The following is a 22,125-nucleotide window of genomic DNA, read 5'->3' on the forward strand; positions in this document are numbered from 1 at the left end:
CATGTTCTTTTTCACTGTAAACTATTCATCAATAAATTTCTTTAATTCCCGATAAGCGAATAGAGAAAGTATTTTGTTGTTCATCTTTTAATGAAAGCGTTTGGTCTGTTAAATCTAAGCGCTGTACTTTTCCTTTAAACGTTTGAAGCAAACCGTTTTTATAATAGTTAATTGTAACGGCACCGTTTTTTCTTAATGCTTTTAAAATCATTTTCAAAACTCCTTCCATATTTAAAATGTGTATGATTAACGAGCTGTAACATTCATTTTCATTTGCATATTTTTATTATACACAAAAATAGAAAGCGTTTTCACTTAAAGTTTGAACACTTTGTGAAAACTTTAACAGAGAATGTGACAAATACATACAGAAACTGATTTATTTGTCGTATTTATGATAAAACACATTTATGAAAGGAGTGTTAAGAATGTGTTAAAACTTTATGGATGGAAGAATATTATAAAATATCGTTTGAAATGTCGTAGTGAATCCACTGATCGTTCGTTACATTTCCGCCCATTTTTCTGTAAAGAGTTTGGGCTCTTGTATTATCATAAGTCGTTTCCCAAGACATAGATGCATACTGATGCTCTTTTGTATACTGGTGACTGGTCGAAAATAACTTTTCTCCAATTTTTTGTCCTCTTGCTTTTTCAGTAACGTACAAGTCATTTAAAATCGCTACAGGCTTTACGCGAGTGGTGCTAAATGTAAAATAAAGCGTTGAAAAACCTACTGCCTCGTCATTTTGAGTCGCGATAAATTGAACGCCAGTATCCTGATGGTGAAACAAGTGATTTATTAAATTTCTCAGCTGTTTTTCGGTAGGCTGAGGACGCTTGTAAAAATCAACAATGTATTCGTTCATTAATGAAATAAGTGCTTCCATGTCAGCAGCATTTGCTTGACGAATTGTAAAAGTAGTCATTAAATCTTCTCCTTTTTAATCAGATGATCTACACTTATAGTAAGAGAAATGTATCCCCTGCAAAAGAGCCAGATTTGAAAAATAAGATAGGGACAGATGAAAGGAGCTAGCGTGAAGTTCACACCTTTATTAAACCGCAAGGATGATACGCCTTTGTATCACCAGCTATATGAATATATAAAAAAAGAAATTGTATCCGGCAGAGTGAAAGTAAATGACAAACTACCTTCTATCCGGTCCTTTGCTGATTACTTAAACGTAAGTCGAAATACTGTAGATATGGCCTATCAGCAGCTTTTAGCTGAAGGATATGTAGAAAGCAGGCCTAAAAGTGGATTGTACGTAACGAATACACAGTTTGATTTACTGCAAACATATAAAAAACCGGCTGTATTTTTACACCCTCAGTCAGAAACAAAGTCGTGTACCTATGATTTTCGGTATGGAAAAGTTGATAGCCGTTTGTTTCCTTTGAATGAATGGAAAAAACGATACAATGAAAGTCTTCAAATTTATAGAGAAGCGCTGTTTACGTATCAAGAAAGTCAAGGAGAAGAATCACTGCGAGAAGAAGTTGCAATGTATCTTTATCAGTCAAGAGGAGTTATTTGTGGGAAACATCAAATTATTATTGGAGCTGGTACTCAGCAATCGCTCAGTTTATTAGCACAGATGTTAAAGCCAGGCATCAGAGATATTGCCTTTGAGAATCCTTGCTATGACGGAGCTAGCTTTGTATTTAAGCAGCATGGATTTTCGTTAAAGCCCGTGTCGCTTAATAGCAAAGGCATAAACATCCAAGAGCTTTATGATAGCCGAGCGCAGGCTGTTTATGTCACACCATCTCATCAATTTCCATACGGAATGATCATGCCTGTTTCAAAAAGAATAGAGCTTCTTGAATGGGCGAATGACTGCAATGGGTTTATTATTGAAGACGATTATGACGGAGAATTTCGTTATAAAGGCAGTCCCATCCCTTCATTGCAAAGCTTGGATTCTAAGGGGCGTGTCATTTATACAGGGACATTTTCAAAATCTTTTATGCCTTCTTTAAGAATCAGCTACCTTGTATTACCTGAAGTTCTTCTAAAGGAATATCATGAATGTTTCTCTTTATACGAGCAAGCTGTTCCAGTTCTTCATCAACAGACGCTCAGCCTAATGATGAAAAACGGAGAGTGGAGTAAACATTTGAGAAGAGTGAGGACTGCTTATCAACTGAAACACAGGACTCTTTTAGGAGCTTTACAGAAGGAGTTTAACAAAAACACTACGTTGTCAGGAGAATATGCAGGTTTGCATATCCATGTCGGCGTGCACAACGATATGAACGAACAAGAATTAATTAACGCAGCTCGAAAGCAAGATGTCTCTGTCTACGGCACCTCTCGTTATTGGCTTACGGAATCACCCCAACAAAAGCCTCATATATTATTAGGTTTTGGAAGTTTGGAGAGAGAAGAAATAGAAGAAGGAATAAGGCGGTTGAAAAAAGCTTGGTTATAAGTCTGTACGCATTTCTTCTGTTTCTTGACAAAAGTTTCCTAGTCCTTTAGACTTTTTTTGCATATATTTTAAATTATCTGAAAGGAGGATAGGGTAATCGAAGCTAACTGCTAGTGGACAACCCTAGATTAAACAATGAATCCTATCCAACAAATTTTACATACATTCCCTGTGATTGTACTAGATGGTGCGATGGCAACTGAACTTGAGAGATATGGCTGTGATTTGAACGACAGCTTATGGTCTGCAAAAGTGTTAATGGAGCAGCCTGAATTGATTAAGAGAGTGCATCAAGATTACTTTGCAGCAGGAGCTGACTGTGCAATTACAGCAAGTTATCAAAGTACATTTGAAGGCTTTGCTAAACGTGGTTTGAGTGAAGCAGAGGCTCGCGAGTTAATTCAAGCATCTGTAAAAATTGCGGCTGAAGCAAGAGATGAATTTTGGCAGCAGGAAGAGAATCGTCTTAATCGCCCAAAACCGATTGTTGCCGCTTCGGTAGGGCCTTACGGAGCATTTTTAGCAAACGGATCCGAATATACTGGACAGTATGACGTAACAGAAGAAGAATTAATGGACTTTCATCGTCCTCGTATGAAAGCATTAATTGAAGCAGGAGCGGACGTATTAGCTTGTGAAACCATTCCTAATTTGATGGAAGCAAGAGCCATTGCGAGGCTGCTAGAAGAATTTGAAGGAGCATATGCATGGATTACGTTCAGCGCAAAAGATGAGCTGCACATTAGCAGCGGAACATTAATCTCGAATTGTGCACGCTATCTGGATTCCTATGAGCAAGTAGCTGCTCTTGGAGTTAACTGTACGCCTCCTCAATATATTTCTTCACTTATTAAGGAAATTAAATCTCAAACGGATAAGCCGGTCATTGTGTATCCAAATTCAGGGGAACATTATGACGCTGAATCTAAAACATGGAACGGGACATCTGTGGGCGAAACGTATGGCTACAGCGCTCACAGCTGGTATGAAGCAGGAGCTCAGTTAATTGGAGGGTGCTGTCGCACAACTCCAGATGATATTAAAGGCATTACAAAATGGGCTAGAAAATAACGGATTGTAAGAAAAGAAGATTCATTGTAATCTTCTTTTTTTCTTGTAAAATAAAAGAATAAAAGTTGAAAAGCTTTTATTTTAACGAAAGAAGGGATGATGAAAGTGAAAGATATTAAAAATATTTATTGTGTAGGACGAAACTACGCACTGCATGCAAAAGAATTACATAATGATATTCCAACATCACCTTTTTTATTTTCAAAACCTACTCACGCTCTCGTTGAGGCAGCTGGACAATCAATCGTTCTTCCTAGCGGCCAAGGAGAGGTGCACTTTGAAACCGAACTGATTCTTCATATTGGACAATCTTACAAAGAAGGCATAACAGTGGATGAACTTGTTGACGAGATGACGATAGGATTAGACTTGACGCTTCGGGACGTGCAGACCGAATTAAAACAAAAAAAGCATCCGTGGCTGCTTGCAAAAGGGTTTAAACATTCAGCAGTCGTGGGAAACTTTATTCCGTTTGAAGGAGTAGAAGCATCTAAGAAGAAAGACTTTTCGTTAGTGAAAAACAATGAACGCGTGCAGCTGGGAAATATTAAAGATTTGATTTTTGATTTACAAACGATTATTGATTTTACAGGAAAACATTTTGGTCTTGATAAAGGAGATCTTATTTTTACAGGTACACCTGAGGGAGTGGGTCCGCTTTCTCATCATGATGAGCTTTCACTTAAATGGGGACAGCAAGAGCTTGGTTCTTGCATCATTTCCTTTCGTTAACAAAAAGGTAAGTCAAATGACTTGCCTTTTTTCTGCGAATGTAGCCTTCAGAATGAATTTAATCTCCAATGGGAAAGCTGTTTCTATCTTCTATAGGAAACGAGGTCCTAAGTATGGTGCTATTAATCCTTACAACGGTGATTTCTATTCTGAGTGTATTAGTTATGCCAAAGCGTATCGGCTGGATGGAAATGTATACAACTTCTTTGTTTGTCATGTTTTTAGGATCGATAGCAGATATATATCTTGATGTTAAATATGATTTTTATGGTTTCTTTACAAAAGGAGTAGACTTTGAATATCTTTTAATTTTTATTTATCCTGCAACGAATAGTGTATTTTTGAATTTTTATCCGCAAGGCAAGAGTTTGTCTAGAAAAGCTTTATATATTACAGTGTGGGTAATTCTTACAACTTTGTTTGAATACATTTCTGCCCAAACAGAAGTGTTTTATTATAATGAATGGAAGACACTATACTCGTTTTGTTGCTATCCTTTTCTATATATAGCGATGGTTTTAAATTTAAAAATGATACGCAGGCTCCAGGTTATCGATAAATAAAAATAGAAATAAAAAAAAGTAATGATAAATCATAAAAAAATGATATTTTATTAATGGCTACATATGTAATATAGTAAAAATAGAAAATAATCGAAGCGGCATATAAGTATGGTTAAAAAATGTCGAAACGGGAATCTTGACATTAACTTCATGTTTTTAACCATGTATTGTGAATGAATATACTTAGTAATAAATAACATATTGGAGAAGGAATTTAGCAAAGGAGGCAAGAAGATGTTTAAACGTAGTGAAAAAATCCAACTTCATGGCGTAACGTTTCATGGAGTCATAAGTGCGAAGCAAAAAGCGGCCCTGCAGGAAATTGCTAATGTAACAGACGAAAAAGATTGGGATGGGCTAAAAGGTGTGTATTGCTTAGGTAGTGTAAAAGTGCAAGGAAAAGATGTGCTAGGTGTGTATTATGGTCAATTTAATGATAACCTTCCAAAAGAGAAGCGTAAACTTCAGTTTGAAATTGACTATATTAAGTATACAGTAACGGAATGTCCTATTGTCTTTATCGATACAACAAAAAATAAAAAGCCTCATCAATTTGCTTTTATCATTTTGCATGAATTAGGCCATCACGTGGATCGTATGAGAAATGGAACGCTTTTAAAAGAAGGAAATAGAACACACGAAATGTTTGCTAATACGTATGCTTTAGAAAAATATTCAAAAATAGAAAAGTTCCAAACAAAAAAATTAAAAAACATTCCATTTTTAGAGGAATCTCTTACTCAATGGAATAAAACTCCTCACCCTGGATCGTATTCTCTTAGAGTTCAAATTGAATAATTCATGAGAATAGTTCCTCTTCCTTTCTTTTATCCTTTCAATGAACAAAAAGGATTTAATTACCCATAAAGTTTTAAAAGTTTTTATAGTACGAATTATTTACACTATACCCTCCTGTAAATTATGATTATTTTAAGAAAAAACAGAAAATTTTAAAGTTTCAAGGTACAACTTAATAGTGAACAAGCGATGTTGTAATCGTATAGACGAACTGGCATACATATGCGAGTCATACATACAAACGAATCGCTTCCACTGTTATGAAAGCGGATTCAAAAATAGGAGGGGTAATAATGTTAGCTATTCTTGGGTTTTTGATGGTTTGTACATTTATGTTTCTGATTATGACAAAACGATTAACGCCGCTTATTGCTTTAATGGTTATTCCAGTATTGTTTGCAATCATAGGAGGATTCACAAGTGATATTGGAGAAATGGCTTTAAATGGTGTAAAAGAGTTAGCACCTACAGGCGTTATGTTAATGTTTGCTATTTTATATTTTGGGATTATGATAGATGCTGGCTTGTTTGATCCAGTTGTAGGAAGAATTTTAAAAATCGTAAAAGGTGACCCACTAAAAATCACAATTGGTACAGCTATATTAGTTCTTATTATTTCATTAGACGGAGATGGAACCACAACATATATGATTACGCTGTCAGCGATGCTTCCGCTTTATAAAAAGCTAAACATGAAGCCGATGATTTTAGCCTGTATCGCTATTATGGGTAGTGGAGTTATGAACTTAACACCTTGGGGTGGACCTACTGCTCGTGTGATGAGCGCATTGAAGTTAGATGCTTCACAGGTGTTTACACCAATGATTCCAGCTATGATTGGCGGAGCTGTTTGGTTATTATTTACGGCTTACTACTTTGGAAAAAAAGAGCGCCAGCGCTTAGGTGTTATTGATATTCAAGACGTCACAAATGCTCAAGTAGCTTTTGCAGAAGCAGCAGCTGCTGAAGGAATCGAGTACAAGCGTCCGAAGCTTTTATGGGTAAACTTTGCTTTAACAGCTCTATTATTAGTAGGATTGATTACAGGTGTTATGCCGCTTCAAATTTTATTTATGATTGGGTTTGCAATCGCTATCATGATTAACTATCCAAATTTAGAAGTTCAAAAAGAGCGCATTACAGCTCACGCAGGTAATGTACTTGCCGTAGTATCTCTTGTATTCGCAGCAGGCGTATTCACAGGTATTTTATCAGGTACAAAAATGGTAGATGCAATGGGTAATAGTTTAGTAGGATTAATTCCAGATGCGTTGGGACCTTATATGTCTGTGATCACAGCTTTCACAAGTATGCCATTTACATTCTTTATGTCAAATGATGCTTACTACTATGGGATTTTACCAATTATTGCTCAAGCAGCTTCAGCATACGGTATTGATGCTGCAGAAATTGGTCGTGCTTCATTGATTGGTCAACCTGTTCACTTACTAAGTCCTTTAGTTGCTTCTACGTATCTATTAGTCGGTATGGCAAAAGTCGAGCTCGGTGAATTTCAGCGCTTTACTTTAAAGTGGACGATTGGAACAGCAATGATGATGCTTTTAGTAGCTATTATTACAGGTGTTATTACGCTGTAAAGATCATGAACCTAAAAACTTATCAATTCCGCTTTTGGGATTGATAAGTTTTTTTGTCTAAAAAGCTTTTGGAATAAGAAGCGGATATACAAAAAAATTTGATAAAATAAAAGAGGAATAGAACTATAAGGTAAAGGCTAAAGGTGCGATGAAATGAAAAAATGGTTTCAAGTATCGTTGCAAACAAAAATCGTAGGTTTATCTGCAGCATTAATCATAACTGTTATTGTTCTTTTAGCGAGTATTTTCTCTTACATGCAGTTTGTAGAATCTAAAAGGCAAGCCGAGCAGCTGGCTCTTCAAGCCGCCAAATCAATATCGTTTATGCCGGAAGTCAAAGCTGCTTTTCAAAAAAAACAGCCGAGTCGCTATATTCAGCCGCTTGCCGAGCAGGTCAGAGAACAAATCGGAGCAGCAAGTATTGTTGTTCAAAACCGCGACCAGATCATCTATTCTCATTCTAATCAAAAATGGATAGGAAAGAAAAACAAAGAATCGATTAACGATAGAGCATTACTGTTCGGTGGATATTATACGCTTGACGGGGAGGGAACAACAGGTCCTGCTATTATGGGAAAAGCGCCTATTGTCATCAATCACGGAAAGTATACAGAAGTGGTGGGAGTGGTGACGGTTGAGTTTTTGAAATCTCATGTTCATGCTCAGCTCATTACGCGCATTCAGCAAATTATCCTATTTTCGCTAGCTGTTTTATTGTTTGGTATGATTGGGGGCATTTTTTTAGCTAAAAGTATTAAAAAAGATACTCTCGGTCTTGAGCCACATGAAATAGCTTCTTTGTACCGTGAGCGAAATGCGATTTTACTTTCGATAAAAGAAGGAATTATTGCTATTGACGATCAAGGCTTTATTACGATGATGAATACGTCAGCTAAAAATATGTTAGGTTTAAAGACGGAATATTTACATCATCATATCATTGAAGTATTCCCTTATACGAATATGATTGAAGTACTAGATACGGGAATAGCCCGAAGCGACCAAGAAATTTTTCTAAATGAAAAAACGTTTATTTTAAACTTAACACCTATTATTGAACATCAAAAAATTGTAGGAGTGGTCGCTAGTTTTCGTGATAAAACAGAATTAAAAAGCTTAATCAATACGATTTCAGAAGTACGAAAGTATTCGGAGGATTTACGAGCTCAAACGCATGAGTTTACGAATAAGCTGTATGTTTTGTCAGGTTTGCTGCAGTTAGGGCAATACAAAGATGCATTTGAGTTTATTCAAAAAGAATCAGCCGTGCACCAAACTCAAAATCGTATTCTCTTTGATCAGATATTGGATTCTAAAGTCCAAGCAATATTGCTTGGGAAGATTGGAAAAGCATCTGAGAAGAAAATTCATTTTTCAGTTGATTCGGAGAGTACGCTTGATACTCTGCCAGAACACATTGAAATTTCTCATCTCATCATCATTATTGGGAACTTAATTGATAACGCATTTGAAGCAGTAAGTCAGCAGTCTAAAAAAGAAGTGTCGTTTTTTATTACCGATATTGGTCATGATTTAATTATTGAAGTGATGGATAACGGACCAGGTATATCAGAAGAAGTACTAAATCAAATTTTCACAAAAGGTTTTTCAACTAAAGGTACAGACAGAGGGTACGGACTGGCAAATATAAAGAAAATGGTAGATGAACTTGGAGGATCTATTGAAGTGTATAATCAGCCAGAAGGAGGAGCCATTTTTTCAGTTTACCTTCCAAAAAACTGAATCATGAAAAGTAAGGGGAGAGTCGAAATGTTACGAGTCGCAATTGCAGAAGACGATTTTCGAATTGCTCAAGTTCAAGAGCGTTTTTTACTAGAAGTAGATGGTGTAGAAGTTGTAGGCAAAGCGTTGAATGCAAAAGAGACGCTTCAAATGCTAAAGGAGACAAATGTTGATTTACTTCTTTTGGACATCTATATGCCAGATGAAATGGGAACGGATTTACTGCCGAAAATTAGAGCGCAGTTTCCACAAGTTGACGTTATCGTGGTAACGGCTGCAACAGAAAAAAACATTGTGGAAATCTGTTTGAGAAACGGCGTCGTCAATTATTTGATTAAGCCGGTTATGATGGAATCCTTCATTAATGCTATTAAACAGTATCAAGAAAAAAAGGAACTGTTTAGTACGCATGAAGAAGTTGATCAATCATTTATTGACGCGTACTTTGGACATGCCAGAACAAAGCCAAAAGTGGATAAATCTCTTCCTTCAGGTATTGATGGTATCACATTACAAAAATCAAAAGATATTTTAAAAAGCATCAAAGGAATTACGATCGAAGAGATGGGGCAACAAATGGGAGTATCTAGAACGACAGCTAGACGATATTTAGAGTATCTAGTATCAGTTGGTGAATGTCACGTTGAATATGATTATGGGATTATTGGGCGGCCGGAGCGCAAGTACTATTTAGCGTAGCATTAGCCTTGAAGGATGGTATATATGATCAAAAAGCTCATGATAGTGTTTATAAGTGTATTGCTTGTTAGCTGTTCTTCTCCCTCTAAAAAAGATAGAGTTGATATGGAAAAAATCGAAATTGTTGCAGCCGGTGCAAAAGGCGGAGGGGCAGACGCAACAGTAAGAGCCATTCAACAAGTGCTAACGGAAAAGAAGATTGTGAATGCAACCGTTTCTGTTAGTAATAAAATAGGCGGGCAAGGCGAAGAAGGATGGAAGTATATTAAACAGAGAAAAGAGGGAAATATTGTTTCCGGGAATTCCAGTTTGCTGATTACAAATAATTTGCTAGGGCAAAGTCAATTAACTTATAAAGACTTTACTCCGCTCGCTATTTTAACATCTGAATGGGAGGTTATCGTGGTTCCTGTTAACTCTCCTATACATAATTTAAAACAGCTCGTACGCACACTAAACCAAAGTGAATCTAGTATCAAAGTGGGAATATCGCCCCGCTTAGGAAACGATGATCATTTATCGTTTATGCAGCTGAATAAAAAAGCAGGCGTAGACTCTTCCAAACTTGAGTTTTTCGTTTACAATAGCAGTCATAAAGTGATTGATGTGCTAGTTCATCACCAGATAGATGTAGCACCCATGTCATTATCAGAAGTAAAAAAGCAGTATGAACAAGGGCAAGTAAGAATACTCGCCGTTTCTTCTCCTAACAGGCTAGAAGAGCTAAAAGAAATCCCAACGTGGAAAGAAGCGGGAATTGACGTAACGTTCAGTCATTGGAGAGGTCTAATGGGACCGCCTAATATGACGAAAGAGCAGGTAGCATATTGGAATAAGGCAGTGTATGAAATGGTTCATACAAAAGAATGGGAACAGCTCCTTAAAGATAACGATTTAACCTCTTTTTATAAAAATAGCAGCGGTGCTAAGGTGTTTCTTGAACAGCAAAGCAAGCTGTATTCAGACTTAATGGGCGGAACAAATGACGAGTAGATATGATAGAAAAAGCTCTCTTAAGTAGAACAGAGAGCTTTTTCTATCAGTGTACATCTTTTAAATCCAAGTTTTGAATGAACTCAATAAAAGCTTTTACGATGTTAATTTTTAAGGAATCCTCATGATAAAACATCCATGTGCTACGTGTTAAAGGCTGCTGATCTTTTGTTTTTAACGTGTATCTGTAAATCTCCGCTGCGTCATCAAGCAGCATACTCGGCAAAATCGCATAACCCAGTCCGTTCACAACCATCTTTTTGCATGTTTCTGCTTTATCCACTTCAATACTGACAAGGGGAGGCTGAGAGTAATTCTCAGCCCACCAGTTATCAACAGATGTTTTCAAAAAACGATCTTGATGATAATCAATTCGAGGTATATTGGGAAGGTTATTTATGTCGACAGGCTGTGCAGACGCAATGCAAATCGTTTCTTTGAAAAGCAGCTCTTTCTGATCTTGCCAGTTATAATCACCTTTTACAAACGCAATATGAACATCATGCTTATACAGCAGGTGAGCCATGTCGCTGCTCCATCCGGTCGTGACTTTGAATTCAACGTCAGGAAATCGCTCTTTAAATAAGCGTAATAGCCCAGGGAGCTTGTAGTCAGTGAAAAAGTTAGACACTCCTAGACGTAAAGTACCGGTTAATTGATCATCCATGTTTAACACATTTTCTTTTATTTTTTGAAGCGTGAGCAGCATTTCTTCTGCGCACTTCACTAAATATTCTCCCTGCGGTGTAAACTGAACCCCGCGGCGCCCTCTATTCACAATCTGAACATGAAATTCCTTCTCCATCTGCTGCAGTCTATGCGTAAGCGCAGGCTGAGATATAAACAGTTCTTTGGCTGCTTTTGTAATATTTTTTTCTCGATACAACACTTGTAGAATAAGCCAATCTCGATCGTCCATACTACCCCTCCAGGAATAAAAAAAATGAATGGTTTATAATAAAATTTTGATATTTTAATTATCTCTAAAATTATACTATAGTTAAGAAGAAGAGTGTTCGGTGTAAGAAAGAAAAGCCTTGTAGAAGGAAGGAAGTAGGTATGAACGCAAGATTTATTTTTTTACAATCTATATTTTTTATTCTATTAACAAGCGTGGGAGGATTTCTTTTATCGTTAACAGGCTTATCCATTGGCTGGATGCTTGGGACCCTCATTTTAGCTGCTGTTCTAGCTTTCCGAAAGCCGCGTTTTTTTTCAAAAACAAGCAAAAAAGGTATTCCAAAATATTGGCTGTACGCTGGACAGTGTATTTTAGGGATTGAATTAGGTCAAAAGATTAACTTGTCTGTGTTGACTACCTTTCAATCTCACTGGTCCACTATTACGATTATGCTTTTGCTGTCCGTTGTTTTTTCTCTTGTATCCGGTTATTTGCTATGGAAGTTCAGTTCCACAGACTTATTAACAAGCTTTTTCGGCACAACTCCTGGTGGAATGAGCGCAATGCCAGGTATGGCTGAAGAGGTAGGAGCCAATACGGCAGTTGTAAGCATTATTCAAACAATGCGTGTGTTTTTAGTTGTGCTTGCTGTTCCTCTATTTGTAGTCTATTGGGGAAGTAATACAGGACGGCATGCAGTGGCAGTTACCCCAAGTATTTTTCAATGGGAATCACTGTTATGGACAGGCGTTTTAATCGTTACAGCAGTAGTGGGCTATTATATAGGAAAAAAACTAAAATTTCCTGCTCCTTGGTTAGTAGGAGGAATGCTTACTGTTGCCATTGTTCAAACAGCTGCTTCATCGTACGTGGGATATAATCTTCAAGCATACTGGCCTCATTCTGTGATGATTTTATCGCAAATTTTTATTGCTTCAAGCATTGGTTCTCGCTTTCATAAAGAAATGTTTATTGGCGTAAAAAAAATTATGGTTGTTGCGCTTATTAATACAATCGGCTTAATTGCCGCTATGTTTGTATGTGCACTAGTAGTTTCCAAAATAACTGGAATCGAGCTTATCACGTCTATTTTAGCTTTTGCTCCTGGTGGCATTGCAGAAATGGCGACGACATCAATTGTACTGCAAGCCGATTCGACGTTAGTGGTAGCGGTCCAAGTGCTTCGTATTTTAACCATTTGGCTCTTGCTTCCGCCGCTGTTTCGAATGTTTCATCAGTGGGGAGAAAGAAAAAGAATACATTCCCACGTTTCATAATAAATATGTGAATGCACTAGATAGAGTAAGAAAGTTTCTAAAGAGGGAAATGGGGGAGCGTAATGAGCAATAAAGAAATGGTTGTCAGCCAGTTCGGGGGAAATGCCGGAAAGTATGTTAAAAGTAAAGGTCATGCGAAAGGCAAAGATTTAGCTGTTTTAGCGGAAATTGCTGAAGAAAATAGGGGAGGAAAGCTGCTTGATGTAGCGACAGGAGGAGGACACGTGGCAAATAAGTTAGCACCTGTCTTTCAAGAAGTAACGGCTTTTGACTTAACTCCTCAAATGTTGCAAAGCGCTGAAGGTTTCATAAAAGGAAATGGTCATGAAAATGTATCTTTTGTTCAAGGGGATGCTGAAGAGATGCCATTTCAAGATGACGAGTTTGATACTGTAACATGCAGAATTGCACCGCACCATTTTCCAAACATTAAACAGTTCATCAAAGAGGTATATCGAGTGTTAAAGCCAGGTGGACAGTTCTTGCTCATTGACAATGTAGCCCCGGAAGTAAATGCTTATGACGAGTTTTATAATCGAGTTGAAAAGACGAGAGATCCAAGCCATTATCGTGCTTATAAAAAAACAGAGTGGCTTTCTATGCTTGAAATGCAAGGATTCCGTACAGAAGTGCTGACAACTTTTCCAAAGCGCTTCTTATTTGATGACTGGTGTGGAATGATGAATGTTCCAGAAGAGACAAAACGTGATCTTACTCAATATATGCTGAATATACCAAGCGGATTTAAGCAGTTTTTCGACATCAAAACGAATCAACAAAGAATTGAATCGTTTCAAGGAGAAGCAATCTTTGTAGCGTGTTACAAAAATAAATAAAAAGAAGCCAACTCATCGGAGTTGGCCTCTTTTTTACTTATGCTCGTTGGTTTGAACGATTTCCAAAATATTGAGTAATACGGTCTAAAATAATCGCTAAAATAACGATTGAAATTCCGGCTTCAAAGCCCGTGCCGACTTCAAGTCGAGAAACTGCACGATATACTTCCGCACCAAGTCCCGGAGCACCTACAAGAGAGGCGATAACAACCATTGAAAGAGATAGCATGATGCTTTGGTTAATTCCTGCCATGATCGTTTTTGTAGCTAATGGAAGCTGTACTTTAAATAATTTTTGTTTTGTCGTTGAACCGTAGGCATTTGCTGCTTCTACTAGGTCAGCGGGTACTTCACGAATACCTAGGTTCGTTAAGCGAATCGTTGGAGGCATTGCAAAGATAACAGATGAGATAACACCTGGTACCACACCGATTCCAAAGAAGAAAAGTGCTGGAATCAAATAAACAAATGCCGGCATTGTTTGCATGAAGTCTAAGATTGGCGTAATAATACGAGCGGTCTTTTCGCTTTGAGATGCCCAAATGCCTAGCGGAATTCCTACTATAATCGAAATCAGTACACTCGTTAAAACGAGGGCTAGTGTGTCCATTGTTTCTTGCCAGTAGCCAAGGTTAAGAATAAACAATAGACCAATCATCGATAAAATAGTAAACGACCATTTTTTACTTGAAAACCAAGCAATGATTCCGACAATTAAGATTAAAATTAATGCTGGGGGAAAGGTTAGTACTAGTACAATAAAACTTACAATACCATCGACAATAGCTGAAATAACATCAAAAAACCCTTTGATATTGTCATTTAAAAACGTGACAAAATGGTCAATCCAATTGCCAACGGGAATTTTAGGAATACTATTCATTTACGTTCACCTCATTACTATCAGTACCAGCGAGTGCTTCAATCACTCGTTCTTTTTTTATGATGCCGCGCAGACGATGGTTTTCATCTACCACTGGCAGTGGAAAGCGACTGATAACCATTTTGTCGTACAAGTTTTCTAGTAGCGTATCTGTTGTAACAGTCGGAATATCCGTATCTAATACGTCTGCCGTCAGTTTATCTTGTTTAATGGCGCGGATAATATCATCTGCAGTTACAACGCCTAGAAGAGTTTTTTTCTTGTCTACTACATAGATGCTTGAATAACCAGCTTCTTGCATAATTTTAAGCGCTACGCGCGGACCACGGTCTACAGTAATGGATTCGGCACGATTCATTACGCTTTCAGCTGTATATACTTTAGCTACATTAACGTCTTCCACAAAGCGCTCGACATAATCGTTCGCAGGATTTGTCATAATTTCTTCGGGCGTTCCTATTTGAACAACACTGCCGTCTTTCATTAAAACGATGCGATCTCCGATTCGAAGGGCTTCATCAAGATCATGAGTAATAAAAATGATTGTTCGTTCCATTTTTTCTTGAAGCTCTAGTAAGAAATCTTGCATGTCTTTACGAATAAGCGGATCTAATGCACTGAATGCTTCATCCATTAATAAAATGTCAGGATCATTGGCAAGCGCTCGAGCGAGTCCGACACGCTGCTGCATACCGCCGCTCAGTTCACCAGGATATTGATTTTCGTATCCTTTCAAACCTACTAATTCAAGCGCTTCTTTTGCTTTTTTTTCACGTTCTGCCTTTGGTGTACCTTGAACTTCTAATCCGTATTCTGTGTTATCAAGAACCGTACGGTGAGGGAACAAAGCAAAGTTTTGGAAGACCATGCTCATTTTTTTTCGGCGCATGTCGCGAAGTTCCTCTTTGTTCATTTTTACTACATCGTCACCGTCTAAAATAAGGGATCCAGACGTTGGTTCAACAAGGCGATTAAACATACGAACTAAAGTGGATTTACCACTTCCAGAGAGTCCCATAATAACGAAGATTTCACCGGATTTGATTTCGAAGTTTGCTTGATTAACTCCAATTGTCATTCCTGTTTCTTCTAGAATTTCTTTTTTTGTTTTTCCTTTTTGAAGTAAATCAATCGCTTTTGACGGATTCTTACCAAACACTTTGGTTATATTTTGTACTTTTAATTTTACGTGTTCCATATGTCCACCTCAATTGTTGTTTTCTTTTACGTTCGTTAATCTTTTGTCCAACTGTCGACTAGCTTTTTATGCTTTTTCACCCATTCTTGCGCTGCTTCTTCAGGGTTTGAAGATTTTTCGACTTGTGACAGAAGAGGACTGATTAATTTATCATTCATTTGTGCATTATTCATCCATTTTATGACTCGAGGATTTGTCTTTTTAAATTCCTTGCTTGTCATTGTGTAAATGTTATCAGGATCTCCAAATGAATTTTTAGGATCTTTTAAGTATTTGATATCAAAATCTGCAAAAGCCCAGTGCGGATTCCACATGGTAACAACAATTGGCTTTTTGGCATCATAGGCTTTGCGTAGTTCACTGAGCATAGCTGCCTCAGACGATTTTACAAGCGTATAGCTTTTTAGGTTATAATCTTTTAACGCTTGTTCCGCTAATCCGTTAATACTGGAGCCTGGGTCAATTCCAATAACTTTGTTGTCGACATCAGAAGCAACTTTAGCAAGGTCTTCCGTTGTGTTCACGTCTTTCATGTAGGTGGGAACTGCGAATCCTAAGCGTGCATTTTTAAGCCAAGGGTCTTCGATGTTCACTTGATCTTTATATTTTTTGTAAAAAGGCGCATCTGTTGTGGGCAGCCATGGTGCAAACGAAATATCAATATCGTCATTAGCTGTTCCTACCCAAACACCGGCTTTTTCTAAGAAAACAGTTCTAACCTTATAACCTCGATCTTCTAAAATCTGTTTCCAAACGTACGTGTAGGCAATGTTTTCAGTATAGTTATTCATGCCAATGGTAATAGTTTTTTCATCTTTAAATGCGCCATTACCGTTGCCGCAAGCGGAAGCAATAACTAGAAGAAAACAAGTCATGCTGATTAACAATAGTTTCTTCATGCAATGTAACTCCTTTATAAAGTTTTAACTCAACTGATTAATATGTAAAACGGATACTAAACACAACGAGATATATACCCGCTTTTTCAAATGATAAACCTAGAAAATTTAAAATGTGAAATAAACATAGTGGATGATTTTAGATGATGTAAAGTTATTTTTAGCTAAAAATGTACATCGTAGTTAAGAGAAATTATGGGAAATAAATAGATGAACTAAGTGACTGTTGAATCAGTTTTACATGTTACCACTCTTTTTTTTACTCCGTCAACTTCAAGTCAAGAGTAATTAAGCGATCAAGCTGTATAAATAAACGCGAAAAAGTATCTTTCTAATAAAGTTATTTTTTCAGAAGAATAGTTGCTTAAAGAGCGTTGTATCAGCTTTTACCTTGAATTATAAAAGGAAGGAAAATAACAGTGGGATATACAGAAAGCGTGAGGGGAAATGGATAAAATAAAAAATATTTTTGGAATCGACATAGTGTCAATTTTTTTGATTAAATTTAAAGATTCAGAAAAATTATCTTGCATAATTTCATATTCTTATAGTAGAATGAATGAAAGTCATTCATTTTATAGGTGGAGGGAAAGATTTGGTTACAAGCACAAGTGAAAAATACGATAAAATTTTACAGGCGGCGATTGAAGTCATATCCGAAAAAGGGCTTGATAAAACATCAATTTCAGACATTGTGAAGCGTGCAGGGGTAGCTCAAGGAACTTTTTATCTTTACTTTAAATCTAAAAATGCCCTTGTTCCAGCTATCGCAGAAAACTTACTTTCTTTATCGCTTGAAAAAATTAAAGAAAGAGCTAAAACAGCAACGGATTTTCTAAGTACATTAGAGGTCATGATTGACGAAACGTATAAAACAACAGATGAATATAGGGATGTTCTTGTTTTATGCTATTCAGGGCTCGCTTTTGATTATTCATTAGAAACATGGGAAGCTATTTATTTACCTTATTACAACTGGTTTGAAGAGGTATTAAATGAGGCAGTTAGAAAAGAAGAAGTCATCAAGCAGCTTAACATTAAATGGACAGCTAAGACGATGATCAATTTGATTGAAAATGCCGCTGAACTTTTTTATATTGGGCGAGAGCAAGATGTCACACTTCACCAATCAAAGGAAGAACTTTTTCAATTCTTAAAGCGTTCTCTTGTGCCCTCCGTGTAATATTAGCACTGCTGATATTACACCTATCAAAATGACTGACATTCATTCAAATTATAAGTTTAATTATCAGAATTATAAGTTTTTAAAGGTTTAAAATGACTGACAATCAGTCGTTATTTGACAAGGAGGTATCTTATGGATCGTACAGCCGTTAAAACTTTAACTTTGAATATGTACATAAACGGAGAGTGGAGAACAGCAGAGAAGCAGCGTTCTACTGTTAACCCAGCTACAGGTGAAGTGATTGGATATGCTGCAGAAGGAAGCATAGAAGATATGAAAACAGCGATTGGAGCAGCACGAGAAGCCTTTGACAGCGGAATTTGGTCTGAGACTTCCGCATGTGAAAGAGCAGCTATATTATTCAAAATTGCCGATAAGCTTGAGGAAGCGAAAGAAGAACTAGCAGCACTAGAAACGATGGATAACGGAAAGCCATATCGCGAAGCTGAAGCTGATGTGGAAGATGCAGCTGTTTGTTTTAGGTATTACGCTGGGTTAATTACAAAGCCAGATGGTCAAACCTACAGTGTTCCTGCACCCATGCAAGCAATGGTTATAAAAGAACCAATCGGGGTGTGCGGGTTGATTGTACCTTGGAATTATCCGCTCTTGATGAGCGTGTGGAAAATTGCACCTGCTTTAGCTGCAGGAAATACGATTGTATTTAAACCTTCTGAAGTGACACCGGCTACTCCTACAAAACTTTTTGAGATTTTAGAAAGCGTGGGATTGCCAAAAGGAGTAGCAAACCTTGTCATGGGAGCCGGAGATACTGTTGGAAATACGCTTATTCAAGATAAGCGAGTTGATAAAATTTCCTTTACAGGCGGAACCGTAACTGGAAAACACATTATGCGTCAAGCAGCGGAAAATGTAACGAAAGTTTCTTTAGAACTTGGAGGAAAGTCACCGAACATTATATTTGCTGACGCTGACTTTGAAACAGCTGTAGATTATGCGTTATTTGGAATTTTTGCAGGAAGCGGCCAAATTTGCGCTGCAGGCTCTCGTATTTTAGTAGAAGAAAGCATTGCTGAGCGATTTATCGAACGTTTTGCAGAACGTTCCCAAAAAATTCAAGTAGGCAATGGAATGGATCAAGAGATTGAAATGGGTCCTCTGGTAAGTGAAGAACATATGAAAAAAGTATTAAAGTACATCGAAATTGGAAAGCAAGAAGGCGCCCGTCTTGTATGCGGAGGCAATCGAATCACCAGCAGTGGATTGGAAAAAGGATTTTTTGTAGAACCCACGGTTTTTAGTAACGTTACGTCAAATATGAAAATTGTGCGAGATGAAATCTTTGGACCCGTTGTCGTTATTCAAACATTTAAAGACGAAAAAGAAGCTATTCAGCTTGCAAATGATACGGAATATGGTTTGGCAGGCAGTGTGTTTACAACCGACGGCGCAAAAGCTCTTCGGGTGATTAAAAAGCTGCGTGCGGGCATCACTTGGGTAAACACGTATCATTTTACATTTAATGAAGCGCCTTGGGGCGGATATAAGCAGAGCGGAATTGGCCGAGGACTGGGCACGTTTGGCTTGGAAGAATTTCAAGAAGTAAAACAAATTAACATTAATTTACAAGTGGAGCCAATTGGCTGGTTTAAAAATTAAAAAGTAAAGAAGGAGCGATATTGAAATGAATACAGTGACGAAAAATCAAGAGGTAAACAAAGCATATGGTGAAGTAAACGAATATATCAACAAAGTGCTGGGACTTATTGAAAAAAGCGAAGTGTCAGCTGAAGAAGCACAGTGGATTACAAAAGAAACAGTAGACGGATTTCGTGAACATGTCAACCCAGGCTTTTTAGAATATCGTAAAACAGTAACGGTGGATACGCAGTTTGCAGCTGTTGAATGGTCAGATGAAGGCTCTTGTTTTACGGATGTAAACGGTAAAAAATATATTGATTGTTTGGGCGGATTTGGAATTTATAACGTGGGGCACCGTCATCCTAAAGTAGTCAAAACTGTTCAAGATCAGCTTCAGCGTCAAGCGCTCCATAGTCAAGACTTATTAGATCCGCTTCGTGCGATGCTTGCTAAAATTTTAGCAGATATTACACCGGGTGATTTGAAGTATTCCTTTTTCACAAACAGCGGAACAGAAAGTGTAGAAGCCGCTTTAAAATTAGCAAAAATGTATAGTGATCGAACAACGTTTATTTCCACAACACGTTCTTTTCACGGAAAAAGTCTGGGTTCTTTATCAGGTACTGCAAAAGGAATGTTCCGTAAACCATTTCTGCCGTTAATTCCAGGTTTCCGTCACGTGCCGTTTGGTGATATTGACATGATGCGCAAAACATTTGAAACGTGCGCGCTTGTAGGGGAAGATGTAGCAGCTGTTTTATTAGAACCAATTCAAGGAGAAGGCGGCATTATTCTTCCTCCAGAAAATTATTTAAAAGAAGTGCGTGCACTATGCGATGAGTACGACGCTATCTTAATTTTTGATGAAGTTCAAACAGGCATGGGACGTACCGGTGAAATGTTTGCATCAGAACTATACGATGTTGTACCAGATATTTTATGTCTTGCTAAAGCATTCGGAGGAGGGGTTATGCCTGCTGGCGCGGTTGTAGCAAAAGAAAAAGTGTTTTCAAGCTTCTTCGATAACCCGTTTATGCACACAACAACGTTTGGAGGCAACCCGCTTGCCTGCGCAGCGGCTATTGCAACCATTAATGTGTTGATCGAAGAGCAGCTGCCAAACCGCGCGAAAGAGCTAGGTGAATATTTCCTTGCTGGTTTAAAGAAAGCTGCTGAAAAACATGAAGATAAAGTACTTGAAATCAGAGGGCAAGGTTTAATGATTGGAATTGAGTTTCACCAAGATGAAATTGGCTACGCGCTTTCTAAAGGTATGTTTGACGAAGGAATTCTAGTAGCCGGTACGCTTGTAAACTCTAAAACGATTCGTATTGAGCCGCCGTTGACTATTTCAGCAGAAGAAGTAGATCAAGTCATTTCTACATTTGAAAAAGTATTAAATGAGCTGAACAACCAATAAATGTAACAAGGAGCAATGAATATGAACCGGCAAACGTTTCTTATTCCCGTGTTGCTTTCGATGATTTTAGTAGTGAAAATGCCTGGCGACTAACTAACTGAAATCATTGAAACGGAGGAGTAAATCATGAAATATCCATTGTCCCCAGATGTCAAACCAGAATTTTGTACAACAGGTTCATTTATGAGGCTTCCAGCGGAAAGAGAAAATGCAAAAGTAGGGCTAGTAGGGATGCCGTTTGATACAGCAGCATCTTTCAGAGTAGGTGCGCGCTTTGCACCTCAAGCAATTCGGCAAGCTTCCATGACGCTGTTTCCTTATCATCCGGTACACGACGTATATCCATTTGATGATACAAATGCTATCGATATCGGTGATGTGCCCGTTATTCCGCATAATATTCACAGAAGCTATGAATTAATGGAAGAAGCGGTAGGAGCTCTTATGGATAGAGGAATTGTTCCGATCGGAATCGGAGGAGATCATTCGGTTACCTTAGCAAGCCTACGCGCTGCTGCTAAAAGATATGGTCCGGTGGCTATGATTCATTTTGATTCCCATACAGATACGTGGGATACGTATTATGATGAAAAATATTGGCACGGATCTCCTTTTATACGTGCATATGAAGAAGGGCTAGTAGATCCAAAGAAGGTTTTTCAAATTGGTATCCGCGGAACATTAAATCATCCGGGAGATGTTCAAGAAAGTAAAGACCTCGGTTATCATGTAGTGACGGCTGGAGAGCTTGAACATAAGGGATTTTCAGTAATTTTGGAGCAAATGAAGATAGCGATTGGAGATACGCCGTGCTTTTTAACATTTGATATTGATTTTGTTGATCCTTCTTGTGCACCAGGAACGGGAACGCTTGAAGTAGGCGGATTCAGCAGCAGAGAAACACTGCAAATGATCCGTTCTCTCACGGAATTTAACTATGTTGGATTTGACTTGGTAGAAGTGCTGCCTTCTTATGATCCAACTCAGATAACCTCTTTGCTTGCAGCTACAATTATTCATGATTTTGCTAGTTTAGTTGCAGTGAAAACGAAAAGAAAGTCATTGGATACGATGATTGAATAACGGTTTGTAAGCAGAAATCCCTCGTATTCAGAGGGTATTTCTGCGTTGATATAGCAGGAGATTAGGACCATATAGCCATTTAAAATAAAGCGCTTTCATAATATGATAAAAAAACATAGTTTGTTAGCAACCCTTACCAACTTAAAGAAAAAAATCATATATTTGCTATAGTAGATGTAACGATTCTTTATACAAAATGAATGAA

Annotated in this window: 21 protein-coding genes; 15 read left to right on the forward strand and 6 right to left on the reverse strand. The window is 37.6% G+C overall.

What is annotated here, in order from left to right; genetic code table 11:
* Positions 1-28: 28 nt before the first annotated feature.
* Positions 29-229: a YolD-like family protein gene (locus tag M3225_RS13790; RefSeq protein WP_074893948.1), complete on the reverse strand. Its 201-nt coding sequence runs from the start codon at positions 227-229 to the stop codon at positions 29-31.
* 229 nt (positions 230-458) lie between these two features.
* Complete coding sequence (locus M3225_RS13795) at positions 459-929, reverse strand: GNAT family N-acetyltransferase (protein ID WP_251394627.1); 471 nt, start codon at positions 927-929, stop codon at positions 459-461.
* 111 nt (positions 930-1,040) lie between these two features.
* Here M3225_RS13795 and pdxR point away from each other — a divergent pair, with 111 nt between their 5' ends.
* The 9 genes from pdxR (at position 1,041) to M3225_RS13840 (ending at position 10,635) form a co-directional block, all read left to right on the forward strand.
* Complete coding sequence (gene pdxR / locus M3225_RS13800) at positions 1,041-2,438, forward strand: MocR-like pyridoxine biosynthesis transcription factor PdxR (RefSeq protein ID WP_251394629.1); 1,398 nt, start codon at positions 1,041-1,043, stop codon at positions 2,436-2,438.
* Between the two features lie 135 nt (positions 2,439-2,573).
* Positions 2,574-3,509 (forward strand): homocysteine S-methyltransferase, encoded by a 936-nt coding sequence (mmuM, locus tag M3225_RS13805; RefSeq protein ID WP_251394631.1) that lies wholly within the window; start codon positions 2,574-2,576, stop codon positions 3,507-3,509.
* Positions 3,510-3,608: 99 nt separating this feature from the next.
* Complete coding sequence (locus tag M3225_RS13810) at positions 3,609-4,241, forward strand: fumarylacetoacetate hydrolase family protein (RefSeq protein ID WP_251394633.1); 633 nt, start codon at positions 3,609-3,611, stop codon at positions 4,239-4,241.
* A 113-nt stretch (positions 4,242-4,354) separates the two neighbouring features.
* Positions 4,355-4,804: a CBO0543 family protein gene (locus M3225_RS13815; RefSeq protein WP_251394635.1), complete on the forward strand. Its 450-nt coding sequence runs from the start codon at positions 4,355-4,357 to the stop codon at positions 4,802-4,804.
* Between the two features lie 234 nt (positions 4,805-5,038).
* On the forward strand, positions 5,039-5,602 hold the full coding sequence (locus tag M3225_RS13820) for an ImmA/IrrE family metallo-endopeptidase (protein ID WP_251394637.1): 564 nt from the start codon (positions 5,039-5,041) through the stop codon (positions 5,600-5,602).
* 293 nt (positions 5,603-5,895) lie between these two features.
* Positions 5,896-7,200: a CitMHS family transporter gene (locus tag M3225_RS13825; RefSeq protein WP_251394639.1), complete on the forward strand. Its 1,305-nt coding sequence runs from the start codon at positions 5,896-5,898 to the stop codon at positions 7,198-7,200.
* Positions 7,201-7,353: 153 nt separating this feature from the next.
* Positions 7,354-8,943: an ATP-binding protein gene (locus M3225_RS13830; protein ID WP_251394641.1), complete on the forward strand. Its 1,590-nt coding sequence runs from the start codon at positions 7,354-7,356 to the stop codon at positions 8,941-8,943.
* A gap of 27 nt (positions 8,944-8,970) precedes the next feature.
* Positions 8,971-9,642: a response regulator gene (locus M3225_RS13835; protein WP_251394643.1), complete on the forward strand. Its 672-nt coding sequence runs from the start codon at positions 8,971-8,973 to the stop codon at positions 9,640-9,642.
* 24 nt (positions 9,643-9,666) lie between these two features.
* On the forward strand, positions 9,667-10,635 hold the full coding sequence (locus M3225_RS13840; RefSeq protein WP_251394645.1) for a tripartite tricarboxylate transporter substrate binding protein: 969 nt from the start codon (positions 9,667-9,669) through the stop codon (positions 10,633-10,635).
* 46 nt (positions 10,636-10,681) lie between these two features.
* On the opposite strand, the gene M3225_RS13845 is transcribed toward M3225_RS13840, so the two are convergent.
* On the reverse strand, positions 10,682-11,554 hold the full coding sequence (locus M3225_RS13845; RefSeq protein ID WP_013055563.1) for a LysR family transcriptional regulator: 873 nt from the start codon (positions 11,552-11,554) through the stop codon (positions 10,682-10,684).
* 140 nt (positions 11,555-11,694) lie between these two features.
* Here M3225_RS13845 and M3225_RS13850 point away from each other — a divergent pair, with 140 nt between their 5' ends.
* Both M3225_RS13850 and M3225_RS13855 read left to right on the forward strand, forming a co-directional pair.
* On the forward strand, positions 11,695-12,813 hold the full coding sequence (locus tag M3225_RS13850) for an AbrB family transcriptional regulator (protein ID WP_251394647.1): 1,119 nt from the start codon (positions 11,695-11,697) through the stop codon (positions 12,811-12,813).
* Between the two features lie 62 nt (positions 12,814-12,875).
* Positions 12,876-13,649 carry a class I SAM-dependent methyltransferase gene (locus tag M3225_RS13855; RefSeq protein WP_251394649.1) on the forward strand — a complete coding sequence of 258 codons (774 nt, stop codon included), beginning with the start codon at positions 12,876-12,878 and terminating at the stop codon, positions 13,647-13,649.
* A gap of 37 nt (positions 13,650-13,686) precedes the next feature.
* Here the strand turns inward: M3225_RS13855 and M3225_RS13860 are convergent, their stop codons facing one another.
* The 3 genes from M3225_RS13860 to M3225_RS13870 are packed head-to-tail and all read right to left on the reverse strand — an operon-like array spanning position 13,687 to position 16,629.
* Positions 13,687-14,532, reverse strand: a complete 846-nt coding sequence (locus M3225_RS13860) for an ABC transporter permease (protein WP_013081885.1) — start codon at positions 14,530-14,532, stop codon at positions 13,687-13,689.
* Entirely contained in the window at positions 14,525-15,730 is a 1,206-nt protein-coding gene (locus tag M3225_RS13865) for a quaternary amine ABC transporter ATP-binding protein (protein ID WP_251394651.1), read from the reverse strand. Before M3225_RS13865 ends, M3225_RS13860 begins: the two co-directional genes overlap by 8 nt.
* Positions 15,731-15,765: 35 nt before the next feature.
* Positions 15,766-16,629 (reverse strand): glycine betaine ABC transporter substrate-binding protein, encoded by an 864-nt coding sequence (locus tag M3225_RS13870; protein ID WP_251394654.1) that lies wholly within the window; start codon positions 16,627-16,629, stop codon positions 15,766-15,768.
* A gap of 595 nt (positions 16,630-17,224) precedes the next feature.
* Between M3225_RS13870 and M3225_RS13875 the strand changes: the two genes are divergently transcribed.
* The 4 genes from M3225_RS13875 (at position 17,225) to speB (ending at position 21,920) form a co-directional block, all read left to right on the forward strand.
* Complete coding sequence (locus M3225_RS13875; protein WP_251394656.1) at positions 17,225-17,812, forward strand: TetR family transcriptional regulator; 588 nt, start codon at positions 17,225-17,227, stop codon at positions 17,810-17,812.
* Positions 17,813-17,947: 135 nt separating this feature from the next.
* Positions 17,948-19,435, forward strand: a complete 1,488-nt coding sequence (locus M3225_RS13880; protein ID WP_251394658.1) for an aldehyde dehydrogenase family protein — start codon at positions 17,948-17,950, stop codon at positions 19,433-19,435.
* 25 nt (positions 19,436-19,460) lie between these two features.
* Positions 19,461-20,837: a putrescine aminotransferase gene (locus M3225_RS13885; protein ID WP_251394660.1), complete on the forward strand. Its 1,377-nt coding sequence runs from the start codon at positions 19,461-19,463 to the stop codon at positions 20,835-20,837.
* 126 nt (positions 20,838-20,963) lie between these two features.
* A complete protein-coding gene (gene speB / locus M3225_RS13890) occupies positions 20,964-21,920 on the forward strand; it encodes an agmatinase (RefSeq protein ID WP_251394662.1) in 957 nt (318 codons plus the stop codon).
* Positions 21,921-22,125: the final 205 nt, after the last annotated feature.

Origin of the sequence: Priestia aryabhattai (assembly GCF_023715685.1) — a bacterium.
GTDB lineage: Bacteria > Bacillota > Bacilli > Bacillales > Bacillaceae_H > Priestia > Priestia aryabhattai_B.